General features: G+C 73.9%; 10 protein-coding genes and 1 pseudogene. 6 read left to right on the forward strand and 5 right to left on the reverse strand.

Annotation, left to right across the window (positions count from 1 at the left end; genetic code table 11):
• Positions 1-5: 5 nt before the first annotated feature.
• Together IO24_RS0113265 and IO24_RS47550 are read left to right on the forward strand one after the other, a co-directional pair.
• The gene (locus IO24_RS0113265; protein ID WP_031135291.1) at positions 6-1,193 is read left to right on the forward strand and encodes an ABC transporter ATP-binding protein; all 1,188 of its coding nucleotides are present in this window, start codon (positions 6-8) and stop codon (positions 1,191-1,193) included.
• 160 nt (positions 1,194-1,353) lie between these two features.
• Positions 1,354-1,431 (forward strand): 50S ribosomal protein bL37, encoded by a 78-nt coding sequence (locus IO24_RS47550; RefSeq protein WP_370443954.1) that lies wholly within the window; start codon positions 1,354-1,356, stop codon positions 1,429-1,431.
• A 145-nt stretch (positions 1,432-1,576) separates the two neighbouring features.
• On the opposite strand, the pseudogene IO24_RS42880 reads toward IO24_RS47550, so the two are convergent.
• From IO24_RS42880 to absR1, 3 genes and pseudogenes are all read right to left on the reverse strand, one after another.
• Positions 1,577-1,994, reverse strand: a pseudogene (locus tag IO24_RS42880) (FAD-dependent monooxygenase); the annotation flags it as partial.
• Positions 1,995-2,093: 99 nt separating this feature from the next.
• The gene (locus IO24_RS0113270) at positions 2,094-2,741 is read right to left on the reverse strand and encodes an HEXXH motif domain-containing protein (RefSeq protein WP_051905892.1); all 648 of its coding nucleotides are present in this window, start codon (positions 2,739-2,741) and stop codon (positions 2,094-2,096) included.
• A gap of 80 nt (positions 2,742-2,821) precedes the next feature.
• Complete coding sequence (absR1, locus tag IO24_RS0113275) at positions 2,822-3,907, reverse strand: beta-glucuronidase AbsR1 (RefSeq protein ID WP_031135294.1); 1,086 nt, start codon at positions 3,905-3,907, stop codon at positions 2,822-2,824.
• A gap of 99 nt (positions 3,908-4,006) precedes the next feature.
• On the opposite strand from absR1, the gene IO24_RS0113280 reads away from it, so the two are divergent.
• Positions 4,007-5,740: a LuxR family transcriptional regulator AbsR2 gene (locus tag IO24_RS0113280; protein ID WP_051905893.1), complete on the forward strand. Its 1,734-nt coding sequence runs from the start codon at positions 4,007-4,009 to the stop codon at positions 5,738-5,740.
• A gap of 42 nt (positions 5,741-5,782) precedes the next feature.
• On the opposite strand, the gene IO24_RS0113285 is transcribed toward IO24_RS0113280, so the two are convergent.
• Positions 5,783-8,389 (reverse strand): CHAT domain-containing protein, encoded by a 2,607-nt coding sequence (locus tag IO24_RS0113285; protein ID WP_078899249.1) that lies wholly within the window; start codon positions 8,387-8,389, stop codon positions 5,783-5,785.
• A 130-nt stretch (positions 8,390-8,519) separates the two neighbouring features.
• Between IO24_RS0113285 and IO24_RS0113290 the strand changes: the two genes are divergently transcribed.
• From IO24_RS0113290 to IO24_RS0113300, 3 genes are all read left to right on the forward strand, one after another.
• Complete coding sequence (locus IO24_RS0113290; RefSeq protein ID WP_031135301.1) at positions 8,520-9,950, forward strand: S8/S53 family peptidase; 1,431 nt, start codon at positions 8,520-8,522, stop codon at positions 9,948-9,950.
• Between the two features lie 62 nt (positions 9,951-10,012).
• The gene (locus IO24_RS0113295; RefSeq protein WP_031135303.1) at positions 10,013-10,588 is read left to right on the forward strand and encodes an RNA polymerase sigma factor; all 576 of its coding nucleotides are present in this window, start codon (positions 10,013-10,015) and stop codon (positions 10,586-10,588) included.
• A 5-nt stretch (positions 10,589-10,593) separates the two neighbouring features.
• The gene (locus tag IO24_RS0113300) at positions 10,594-11,085 is read left to right on the forward strand and encodes a hypothetical protein (protein WP_031135305.1); all 492 of its coding nucleotides are present in this window, start codon (positions 10,594-10,596) and stop codon (positions 11,083-11,085) included.
• Between the two features lie 77 nt (positions 11,086-11,162).
• On the opposite strand, the gene IO24_RS0113305 is transcribed toward IO24_RS0113300, so the two are convergent.
• Positions 11,163-12,386, reverse strand: coding sequence for a cytochrome P450 (locus IO24_RS0113305; RefSeq protein ID WP_031135307.1), 1,224 nt, complete (start codon positions 12,384-12,386; stop codon positions 11,163-11,165).
• Positions 12,387-12,406 lie beyond the last annotated feature (20 nt).

Below are 12,406 nucleotides of genomic sequence, written 5' to 3' on the forward strand. Positions count from 1 at the left end.
CATCCATGGCCGAGATCATCCTTGAGGGAGTCACCAAGCGCTTTCCCGACGGGTCCCTCGCCGTGAAGGACGTGGACCTCGAGATCGCCGACGGCGAGTTCGTGATCCTGGTCGGTCCGTCGGGATGCGGTAAGTCCACCACCCTGAACATGATCGCCGGACTCGAGGACATCACGGAGGGCACCCTGCGCATCGGAGACCGCGTCGTCAACGACCTGGCTCCCAAGGAACGCGACGTCGCCATGGTGTTCCAGAGCTACGCCCTGTATCCGCACATGAGCGTCCGGGAGAACATGGGCTTCCCGCTGCGCCTGGCCAAGGTGGACAAGGACACCATCGACGCCAAGGTGACGAACGCCGCCCGGATCCTCGACCTCACCGAGCATCTGGACCGCAAGCCCGCCAACCTCTCGGGCGGTCAGCGCCAGCGGGTGGCCATGGGGCGGGCGATCGTCCGTGATCCCAAGGCGTTCCTGATGGACGAGCCACTGTCCAACCTGGACGCCAAGCTCCGGGTCCAGATGCGCACCCAGATCTCCCGGCTGCAGCGGAGCCTCGGCACGACCACCGTGTACGTCACCCACGACCAGACCGAGGCGATGACGCTGGGCGACCGCGTCGTGGTCATGAGACAGGGCCTGGTCCAGCAGATCGGCACACCTGCCGAGCTGTACGACCTGCCGCGCAACATCTTCGTCGCGGGCTTCATCGGCTCCCCGGCGATGAACTTCCTGAACGCCACTCTGGAGGGCGGTGCCCTGCGCTCACCCCTGGGCGACCTGACCCTCGACGACCGTACGAGGCAGGCGCTGGAACGCCAGAACGCGCCCCGTGAGGTCATCGTCGGGCTGCGACCGGAGGCATTCGAGGACGTGGCCCTGTCACACGACCGGGGCCGGACGGGCCCGGTCTTCACCGCCACCGTGGAGGTACTGGAGTCGCTGGGCTCCGACGCGTATGTCTACTTCGCCGCGGAGGGCGGGCCCGCGACGACCACCGAATTGGAGGAGCTCGCCAAGGACTCGGGCCTGCGCGACACCGGCGCCGACACCAGTCACCTCGTGGCCCGCCTGGACGCCGCCACGCGTGCCCGCGAAGGAGAATCGGTAGACCTGCGGGTCGACATGGCCAAGGCCCACGTGTTCGACCCGGCGACCGGAGCGAACCTCACGCATCCGGTGCGGGCGGACTGACGAGGCACCACGCGGCCGAGCCGGGCCACCACCGTGATGTAGGCCACCCGCGTGCATCCGCATCGTGTGGGTTTGCCGTCGCGTCGGCTGGAAAGTGGCCTTGTAGTCACCGGACGCGAATCCGGTGGACAGTGACCGAAAGCCGGAAAGAGGAGGTTCGATGTCCTCGAAGCGACGTCGCAAGAAGAAGGCCCGCCGCAAGAACGGCGCGAACCACGGCAGCCGTCCGCAGTCCTGAGAAGCTTCGCGGGCGCGCCGACGTATCGGGTGGGTGGCAGGTGCCACCCACCCGTTCGCGTTCGCGGGCACGGTACGGCCTCTCGATCGCTCGGTGGTGTCACAGGCGGAAGACCCGCCCGAGTGCGTCGGCCAGTGCGGGCTCTGACGATGCGGCTCACGACCCCGTCCTCGTCCCGCGTGAACCCCTGCAGCTCGGTGCCCCGCTCGATCCCGGTGCCGAAGCGGGCGAGGTGCTCCTCGATGATCCGCTCCGTCTCGTACTGCCGCGAAGGCGTACGGGACCCCCGGCGGCAGCTGCAGCTCGAAGTGCGCCTGCTCGACGCCGTCGGCGTACATCAGCTGCCGGCGCATCGGCACGGCGGCCTCCAGCGCGGCGCGCACCATGCCCATCCGGTCCCAGACCTCCAGCGTCCGCGGCTGGACGCCCACCGGCTTGACGTACGGCAGTCGGGCCGGCAGCTTGTCGATGATCCGGCAGGTGGCCCGCTGCCGCCGCAGCTCCGCCGCCGCAGTCAGCCCGACCGGTCCCGCGCCCACGATCAGCACGTCTGTGTCCACCATCGGCGTCTCCTGCGAGAGGCCCCCTGCTGCTCTGCCTCCATGGTCCACCGCCGGGGGACGATCAGCGACTCAACGGCCGGCGGCCGGGCCTCGGCGCGTTCAGATCAACAGGGCCAGCGGCACGCCGTTCCTGAGGACCCACTCCGCGCGGTGCTCGGCGGCCAGGGCCAGGCCCCGGCGGCGGGCCTCGGCCGGGAGCGGAAGCCGGCACAGGCCGTAGAGCGTGCTCAGCATCGTCTGCGCGAAGTGCTGCCCGAGGGCGGTGAGGCGGCCGGACGCCAGCAGGACCTCCATGGCCTCCCGGGCGCGCGCCCGCCAGCGCGCCAACTGAGCCTGGGCCAGGGCGAGTTCCGCGGGATCCTGCTCCACGGTGCGTAGTAGCGCTCCCTCGCCGCGCGGCTCGAACAGGTCGAACAGGTGCAGTACGGCGGCGAACTTGCTGTGCTGCATCTCGTGGGCCATGGACAGGGCGAGACCGCGCGCGGAGCGCGGCCGGGACAGCGCCATGGCCCCGAACGCCTCCGCGCTGCTGCCGCTGAAACTGCCCGGGCGGTCGACGGGGACCAACGTGCGCGGCCCGGCGACGAGTTCGGCGTAGGTCCCAGGGTGGTGGGCCCGCAGCAGTCGGCAGGCCTCCCGGGCCGTGGCCTCCCACCAGCGCACGTCGACCGCCGTGAGCCCCAGCGGCCTGGCGGAGGCGGCCCGCGAGAGCCTGTGGTAGCCCGGCACATTGGTCGAGGACGTCACCCACCCCCATGGGCGACGTCCTCGACCGTTCCCCCGGCGCCGGACAGTGGTTCAGGTGTCCGCGTGGCGGATCCGTGCCGTCACCAGCACATCACCGCCGTCCCGCCGGACCCCCAGGCGGAGTACAGGCGTACGCGGACCGGATAGCGGCGGCCCTTGACGAGCCGGGCGCCGAGTGTGGCGTTGTGCGGAGTTCCCCCGTCGTCCCGTCCGGCGAGGTAGCGGGGTTCCCCGTCCCGCTCCTCGAAGAGCACCACGACGGCGTCGCAGTCGCCGAAGGTGCCCAGCGTGTACGTGCGGGTCTCCGGCGGGTCGATCACGAAGTCCGCCTGCTCGCCCGGCCCGAGGCCGAGCGGCACCGAGCGGAACGGCACCAGCGCCGGCGAACCCTGCGGATGCGCCGGCGGATACCAGCGCAGCACGCACTCCTTGTCGGCGGCGGACAGCGTGCCGGGCGGGTTCAGGCCCCCGCGGTACTGCTCCGGCTCCAGGATCAGCCCCGGCGGGAACGGGAACTCCATGATCGACTGCGGGTCCCAGACGGAGCCGTCGACCTCGTCCGGGCCGAGCTTGCGCAGGATGTTGTAGTGCGTCCGCTCCCGGCTCCAGTGGTGCGGCGCGCCCGCCAGTTCGGCGTACACGGCCTCGTCGTCCCAGTGGATGCCCGCGAACGGGCTCTGGTGCTCGTGCAGCATGCCGAGCGCGTGCCCGATCTGGTGCAGGACCGTCCCGCGCTCCCCGGGCGCGGTCAGGTCCCAGCCGAAGTTCATGGTGCGTTCCTGCCGGCCGGCCAGCAGCGCGTCCCGGCCCACCGTCGACCAGGAGCCGTCGCCCGCCTGGAAACCGATGCGCAGTTCGGCCTCCGAGCGGTCGCCGACCTCGGTGAAGGTGATCCCGATGCCGAGGTCCTGCCACTCCCGGAAGCCCGCGCGCACCACGTCCCGCTGTTCCTCGGCGCCGGCCCACGAGACCCGTCGCGTCATCCCCCTCCCCGGCACGGGGATGACGGACGCGTCGGTGTCGCCGTCGAAGAACCAGTAGTGCACGACTGTGCCGTTGACCCACCTGAGCCGCCCGCTCGCGAGTGCGCTCAGCCGCTCGGCCGCCAGCCCCGGTGTGAAGGCGGGCGCCGGCGCCTGTGCCAGCGAGCAGTACCGTGCGGTCATGGGCCACAGCCTGCCCTGCGGCCCGCCCCGGGCGCCTGAGTCGGGGGCTACTCAAGTCGCCCTGTATCAAAGGTGAGTAGTCGCGCTCATGTCTGTGTGATGACTTACGAGAGGGACGCGACGACGCTGGAGCTGCCCTGGCCGTTCGCCGGGCGGGAGGACGAACGGGAACTGGTCCGCCGGTCCCTGACCGGCGTACGGCGCGGCATCGTGGTGACGGGCCCGGCGGGCTGCGGGAAGACCCGCCTCGTCACCGAGGCGGTCCGCGGCACCGACTGCGCCCGGGCGGCCGGCACGCCCGAGAGCCGGACCATCCCGTTCGCCGCGTTCGCCCATCTGCTGCCCGAGTCGGTCACGCTGCACCGTGCGGTCCAGTCGCTGTCCGGCATCCGCACGCTGCTGGTGGACGACGCGCACCTTCTCGACGACGCCTCCGCCGCCCTGGTCCATCAGCTCGCCGTGCACGGGCGCACCCGGCTGCTGGTCGTCGCCACGGACGGCGCCCCCGTGCCCTACGCGATCTCCCGGCTGTGGACCGGTGAACTCCTGCCGCGCCTCGCGCTGGAGCCGCTGCCCGAGGAGGAGACCGCCCGGCTCCTCACGGCCGGCGCCGGCCCTCTCGACGCGCTCACCGTGAACCGGCTGCGCCGCCTGAGCCAGGGTGACCTGCGGCTGCTGCGCGACCTTCTGGGGTCGGTGCGCGGGCTGCTGGCCCCCGTCCCGGACACCGGCGAACGGGCATGGCGGGGCCCGGTGCCGCTGACCGCGGCCATACGTGAACGCACCGCCTCCGTGCTCGGCCGGTCCTGCCCTCTCGAACGCGAGACCCTCGACCGGCTCGCCTTCGCGGAGCCCCTGCCGTCGGACCCGGACGACCTGGACCTCGGCGCTCTCGAAGTGCTGGAGTCCGACGGCCTGGTCGAGGTCGACGACCGCGGTGCCGTCCGTCTCGCCCACCCTCTGTACGGGCCGGTGCTCCGGGCCGCGGCAGGCCGGCTGCGGGCGCGCCGGCTGGCCCGGACGCCTCAGGTGTACGCCGCCGCCCTCGACGCCGAGTCGGCGGCTCTGGCCCGCCGGATCGACCAGGCCGACGTACGGGCGGTGGCCACGCCGGTGGGGGAGTGGCTGGTCGCCGAGGGGGGCCCGCTGCCGGGCCGGTACGCCGCGGTGCGCGCCCGGTTCGCGCGGCTGCGCGGGGAGGTGCGGGAGGCGGCGGCCTGGGCGCGGGAAGGCTTGCGGAGCGATCCCGGGGACGCGTCCTGCCGGACGGAACTCGACCGCGCCCGCGCGACGGTGGACAGTCTGGGCGAGCTGGACCCGGACCTGGACCCGGAGGCGCTCACCGACCCCTACGAGGCCGTCCGCCTCGGCGCCCCCGAGAAGGTCGCCGACCGGCTCGGCGGCGTCTTCGCCCGGCACGCCGACGCGCTCGCCCGTGCCGACGGCCCGGACCTGGACGAGGTGGCCGGGGAACTGGAGCGGCGGGGCTACCTGCTGTTCGCCGCCGAAGCACACGCCCAGGCCGTACGCGCCCACCGCGATCCGCGCGCCGCCAGGCACTCCCGCACCCGGGCCGTCGCCCTGGCCCGGCGCTGCCAGGGCGCCCGCACCCCCGCGCTGTCCGGGCTGGTCCTCGGCGAACTCACCACCCGGCAGAGGCAGATCGTCACGCTCGCCGCGGCGGGTCTGACCAACCGGCAGATCGCCGAACGCCTCACCCTGTCGGTCCGCACCGTCGGCAACCACCTCTACAGCGCCTACGCCCGGCTCGGCGCGAGCGACCGCGGCGCCCTGCCGTGGCTGGCCCAGGCGCCGGAGGCCCAACCGGCCTGAGCCGGTACAAAGACCGGCGGCCTGACCCGAACAGGGGACGGGTCAGGCCGCCCCGAACGCCGAGAACGCCCACCCCGTGGCCTGGTGCAGCGTGTCACCCGGCTGAGCGGCCCGGGCATCGCGCAGCGCCTCCGCCAGGGACAGGCCGGCATCGAGGCCCTTGTGCAGCGCGAGCATCAGCGGCACCACCGCGGCGTCGTTGACGGGCGCGCTGCACGCCACCACCCCGGCCGTGCCGAGCGGCAGCAACGCCGTGACCAGGCCGAGCAGTTCGTCGGCACCGACCGAGGCGAGGCGGGCGGTGTCGCAGCAGGACAGGATGATCCGGTAGGGGCTGCGGTCCAGCCGCTCGAAGTCGTGCACGACGATCGGCCCGTCGGCCATCCGCAGGGAGGAGAACAGCGGGCTGTCCGCGCGGAACGTGCCGTGCGCGGCGATGTGCGCCAGCGCGGCCCCGTCCAGTTCCTCCAGCACGCGCGGCACCCGCGCCTCGTCGTCCTCCAGCACCGTCGCACAGCCGTACCGGCCGGCCAGCTCGGGCACCTCGGCGCCACCCGTCGCCAGGCCCGGGCCGCGCACCAGCACATGGCAGCCGTCCGGCGGCGGCACGGTCTCCCGGGCCCGCAGCCAGCTGCCCGCCGAGGGCGAGACGCTGAGCACCCGTTCCCGCAGCGAGGGCAGCACCGCCCACGGCACCCGGTGCAGCCGCCCCGGCGGCACGATCACCACCGGGCCGCCGCCCAGATGCGCCGCGGCCGGTCCCAGGAGCAGTTCCTCCAGCCGCCGCCCCGCCGCCTCCACCACCGGCAGCCGGGCCTCCGCCCCGGGGTGGGCCAGCCGCCGCAGCCCGGCCTGTACGTGCTCGGCCTCGGTCTCCGCCGCGGCGAGCAGCCCGGCCTCGAACCGGCGCACCCGCCCCCGCCCGCACAGCAGTACCTGCACCCGGCCGTCGAGCACGGCGAGTTCCACCAGCAGGACCTCGTCGCCCAGTCGCTCCAGCAGCCGGCCGACGTCGAACCGGTGCCCGCCCCCTGGCACCTCGCCCCTCATGTGCAGGGTCCGGGAGCGGATCTCCCGCTCCAGGCGCCGCTGTTCGCGCTCCAGCGCCGGGACAGGCCGGCCCTCCATCCGGGCGGCTTCCGCACGTGAGGCGATCTCGCGAAAGGCGGTCATGCCGCTGAGCAGCTCCGGGTCGGCGGGCGGCCTGGTCGGCGGTGTGGACAGCACGGTGGCCCGCAAGCGCTCGCTCCACACCAGCAGCCGCCGCGGCCCGCCGGAGACCAGACTGGCCCGCTGCGCCAACGCCGCCAGTTCCGCGCCTTGTTCGGTCGCACGGGCCCGCAACTCCGAGGCCCCCAGCGTCATCCGGTGGTCGTCCAGCACGTCCAGACCCCGCCGGCAGGCCTCCAGCACACCCCGGGCCGACCCGGCGGCCTGCGCCCGCAGCGCCTGCGCCGCCCAGCCCGTCATCCGCGCCAGCGGCGGACCGCTGCGGCGGCTGCGCGCGGCCACGGCCAGATGCCGCTCCGCGTCCGCCGTCCAGCCCAGGCCCAGCGCGATCCGGCCCGCCAGCAGCGACGCCTCCGGCGCGGCCGGGGCGCCGAAGGACGCCAGTTTCCCGGCCACCGCGGCGGCGTCGGCGACCAGCCGCCCCGAGCCGCGCCCGGCCGCGTGCCGCGCCTCGATCAGCACCAGCCGGGCGTGCGTCTCCCACCAGGTGCGCCGCTGCCCGGCGAACAGCCGTACCGCGAGGGCGGCACGGGCGATCGCGGTGTGCGGGTCCCCGGCCGGCCGTGCGGCCCGAGCGGCGGCCAGCAGCAGCTCCGCCTTGCGGGTGGACTGCCCGCCGATCCCGTCCAGCTTCCCGATCGCCGCGTCCGCCTCGGCCAGCGCCTCCGGAGCGAGACCGGCCGCCATCAGCACCTCGCAGCGCCGGATGTTCAGCATGAACGTCGGCGTGCCGAGCCGGGCGTAGCGCTCCTCCGCCTCGTCCAGCAGCCGCAGCGCCGCCGGCACGTCCCCGGACCGGAACGCGGCCAGACCCCGGCTCTCCACCGCGTCGGCCTTGTCGTGCTCCTGGCCGGTGGTGTCCCACAGCGCCTCGGCCGCGGTGAAGTCCGCCTCCGCCCGCTCCACCGCACCCAGCGCCAGATGCACGGTGGCGCGCAGGGTCAGCGCCCGCGCCGTCCAGATGACGTCGTCCGCCTGCCGCAGCACGGGCACCGCCCGCCGCACGTCCTCCAGCGCCTCCCTGTGATGGCCGAGCACCCACCACACGTACGCCCGCCGGTACAGCACCCGCGCCCGCGTGTGCCCGCCGCCCCGCGCGACCCCCCGCTCGAATGCCGCCAGCCCTTCCCGGGTGCGGCCCGCGTGCACCAGCGCCACGCCCAGCGTGGCCAGCACATCGGCCTCACGGTCGGCCGAGTCCGCGCGCGCCGCGCACTCCCGGGCCCGCCGCAGATGATGCAGCGCGAGCCGCAGATCGCCGAAGTCCCGCTGCCAGATGCCGATCACCTGATGGGCCACGGACGCGTCCAGCGGGGACGGATCGGCGTCGAGCAGCGCCCGGGCCCTCGTGAGAGCCTCGCCCGGGTCGGCGAACACCATCGGCAGCAGTTCCGTAACCGAGTCGCTTCCCGCTGTCACTCCTCGGATGGTAGTGGCCCCGGAGCGCGCCACACAGGTGTCGAGCTGTATCAAGGGACGGCCCGGCGGCTCTTGCTGTCGACCGCTCAGCGGCACCGACCGACGCCGTCGCACCAACGGGAGGACCCGCATGGCACCTCAGCGATTCCACGAGCAGTTCGACCAGATCCAGCGCTCGATGCCCGACGTACCCCTGGCGATGGGCCCGGACGACTCGGCGGAGTTCATGTACGAGAAGGGCGTGGTCCTCGTCCGCGACGGCGAGGAGGCCCAGGTCGTCGAGGACACGGTACGGGCGCACTTCACGGCGGCACCCGACCTCGACCAGGAGCAGATCCGCCGGGCGGGCCCGCGGAGCAACCGCAGCGGCATCACCCGGATCCGCGTCGGCGACCCCGGCGAGGGCGGCCGGGACGCCGACCGCGCCGTCGCCCACGCCCTGCGCTCCGTCCGGGAGCACGAGTCCCGGGCCGGGCACCGGATGGCCGCCCGCAACCATGTCGTGCACATCGCGGTCAACGCCTGCCCCGGTGACGAACCGGTCCCCGCCCCGCTGAGCGAGCCGCCCAACCCGGCCGCCGCCGACACGCCCCACGACCCGGACACCGCCGTCGGCGTCCTCGTCGTCGACACCGGCCTCATGCACGACTACCGCGCCTGCGGCCTGCTGGCCCACACCGACGGCGACGCCCAGGTCCAGGAGTGCGACGACGGGGGCATCCTCCGGCAGTACGTCGGCCACGGCACGTTCATCGCCGGGCTCGTCGCCGCCGTCGCGCCCAACACCGACATCACCGTCCGCGGCAGCCTCAACGACGCGGGCGCCATCCTGGAGTCCGAGTTCGGCGAGAAGCTCTTCGAGGCCGTCGACGCCGGCGGCTGGCCCGACGTGCTCAGCCTCTCCGCCGGCACCTCCAACGGCCGCACCGACGGCCTGCTCGGCGTCGAGAACTTCATGCGGGAACTGCGCGAGCAGCGCACCCTGCTGGTCGCCGCCGCCGGCAACAACGCCGGCGCCGCCCCGTTCTGGCCCGCCGCCTACGCCGATCTGCCCGGCTGGGAGGACTCCGTGCTGTCGGTCGGCGCCCTGCGCAGCGACGGCGAGTTCGGCGCCTGCTTCACCAACCACGGCCCCTGGGTGAAGGTCTACGCCCCCGGCGAACGCCTCACCAGCGCCCTCACCGGCTTCGACTCACCCGTCCCGTACGTGTACCAGCACTCCACGTACGACGCCTGCCGCTACGGCTTCTCCTACGGCTGCACCTGCCAGCACCCCCGCCACAGCGGCATGCTGAGCGACGAGGGCAACGCCGCCAAACCGGACCAGGTGATGTTCGAGGGGTTCGCGCAGTGGAGCGGCACCTCCTTCGCCACCCCCGTGACCGCCGGCCTGGTCGCCGCCCACATGACGGCGCACAAGGAGACCGACCCGCGCGCGGCCCGGCGGCAACTCCTCGCCGCCAACGCCGAGTTCGCGGAAGTACGGGGCGCGCGCGTCGCGGCCCTGCGTCCGCCCACCTGGCGCCCGGTCCCGGTCGTGCGTCTCGGCCCCGGGCTGTGAGGGCCGAAGCCGTCCCCTCCACGGCGTACGATGACGTGCCGTACTCGAGGGGTGGGGCTGCCGTGGACCGTACTGATGCCGGCGCGCTCGTCCAGGCAGCCGCCGACGGCGACGCGGCGGCCTGGAAGGCGCTCGTGGAAGGGCTGAGCCCCCTGGTCTGGTCCGTCATCCGGGCGCACCGGCTCTCCGACGCGGACGCCCACGAGGTCTATCAGACGGCCTGGTTCCGCTTCGCCCAGCACCTCGGGCGGATCCGTGAACCCGGCAAGGCGGGCGCGTGGCTGGCGAGCACCGCGCGCCACGAGTGCCTGAAGGTCATCAAGAGTTCGCAGCGGCTCACCCTGACGGACGATCCGCGGCTGCTGGACCGGGTCAGCGAGGACGGCACGCCGGAACAGTCGCTGCTCGACTCCGAGGAGGCCGCCGCGCAGAGCGAACGCGTCCGGCGGCTGTGGCAGGAGTTCGAGGAACTGGGCGAGCGGTGCAGGCAGTTGCTGCGCGTGCTGATGGCCACGCCGCCGCCCAGCTACCAGGACGTGTCCGCCGCGCTGGGGATCGCGGTGGGCAGCATCGGCCCGCTGCGCCAGCGCTGTCTGCGGCGTCTGCGGGCCCGGCTCGAGGCACGGGGGGCGATGTGAGCGACATGAACGGTGACCCGTACGGCGACGGCTTCCTCGGCGAAGAGGAGTGGGGCGACGAGGAGTTCGACGCCCGGATGCTGGAGGAGGAGCTGCGGCAGGCCGCCGCCGTCCTCGACCCGGTGCCGGCGGAGCTCCAGCAGATTGCCGTCGACGCCTACGCGCTGCACGATCTCGACGCGCGCGTGGCCGAGCTGACCTTCGATTCGCTGGTCGACGCCCTCCCGGTCCGGGGCGCCACCGACGTGCCCCGGATGCTGACCTTCCGGGCGGGTGAGGTGACCGTCGACGTCGAGGTGACCGCGCGGGGGCTGATGGGGCAGGTGCTGCCGCCGCAGCCGGCCCGGATCGAGGTCCTCGGCGGGCCCCGGCCCGGCTCCCCGCTCACGGCCGACGACCTGGGCCGCTTCACCGGCGACGTAACGCTGTCCGGGCCGTTCGCCCTGCGGCTGCGGACCGGCGGGGACGTGGTGGTGACGGAGTGGCTGCGGGCCTAGGCCCCGCGTCCGCGGCCTGATCCGAACGACGGGCCCGCGTCACCGGGTCGCGAGCCCGACACCGGCCCGTATGCGTGTCACCAGGTGCAGGGCAGTGTCCGCGGTCCCCGGATCATCGTCTTGCGCCGCCACGCGACCTGGTCGGCGGGGACGGCGAGCCGCAGGCCCGGCAGCCGGTCCAGCAGGGTGGTGAGCAGCAGCTCGGTCTGGAGGCGGGCGAGGACGGCGCCGGTGCAGTAGTGCGGTCCGTTGCCCAGCGCGAGGTGCGGGTTGGAGGTCCGGCCGGGGTCGATCCGGTCGGGCTCGGGGAAGACGTCCGGGTCGCGGTTGGCGGCGAGGTACGAGACGTACACCGCATCGCCCGCTCGGATGCGGTGCCCGTGCAGGTGGACGTCCTCCAGGGCGATCCGCGCCAGTCCGACCGAGCTGCGGTGCGGGATGTACCGCAGCAACTCGTCCAGCAGCGCGTCCCGCGCCTCGGGCCGCTCCTGCCACCACTGCCGCAACTCCGGCCGGGTCAGCAGCAGATACAGCATCTGGCCGCAGTTGTGGGTGACGGCCTCCCCGCCGATCTGGAGCGGACCGGCGAGGCCGGCCGCCTCCGTCTCGCTGAGGTCGTCACGGGCCACGGCGGCGCCCAGCAGGGAGTACACGTCCTCGCCGGTGCTGTGCGCCCGGGAGCGGATCGTCTCCGTGATCCAGCCGTACAGACTGTGCTTGGCCCGGTCGGCGGCCTCGGCCCCGCCGGACGTGGAGATGATCTGCCGGGTCCAGGTGTGCACCGCTTCCCGCTCGGCGGCGGGCACGCCCATGACCTCGCTGACCAGGGCGATCGGGAACGGTTCGAGAACCCGCTCGATCAGCTCGGCCGGCGGCCCGTCCCGCATCACCCCGTCCACCAGCTCGTCGAGCATCTCCTGCGCGCGGGGCCGCAGCCGCTTCATCGCGCCGACGGTGAAGGCCCCGGCGACCGCCTTGCGCAGCCGGTTGTGGTCGGGCTGGTCCGCGAAGGCGAGCGAACCGGGACGCGGCTTGAAGTGCGGTGCCATCCGCGTCACTTGGCGGCCGGTCACCTCCGACCGGCTGAACCGCGGGTCGTTGGTGATCAGCTTCACGTCGTCGTGGCGGGTGGCCAGCCACGCCCACCCCTCGCCGAACGGCAGCCGGATCCGGGTCAGCGGCCCCTCGCGCATCAGCTCGGCGAGGACCGGGTCGAACTCCGTACCGTCCAGGTCGAGGGCGGGCCAGTCCCGTACCGGGGGCGGGGCCTGGCCGGTCAGTGTGGTGGTCTCCTCCGTCATGCACCCACCCTCGCCGCGTC

Origin of the sequence: Streptomyces flavovariabilis (assembly GCF_000725785.1) — a bacterium.
Classification (GTDB): Bacteria; Actinomycetota; Actinomycetes; order Streptomycetales; family Streptomycetaceae; genus Streptomyces; species Streptomyces hawaiiensis.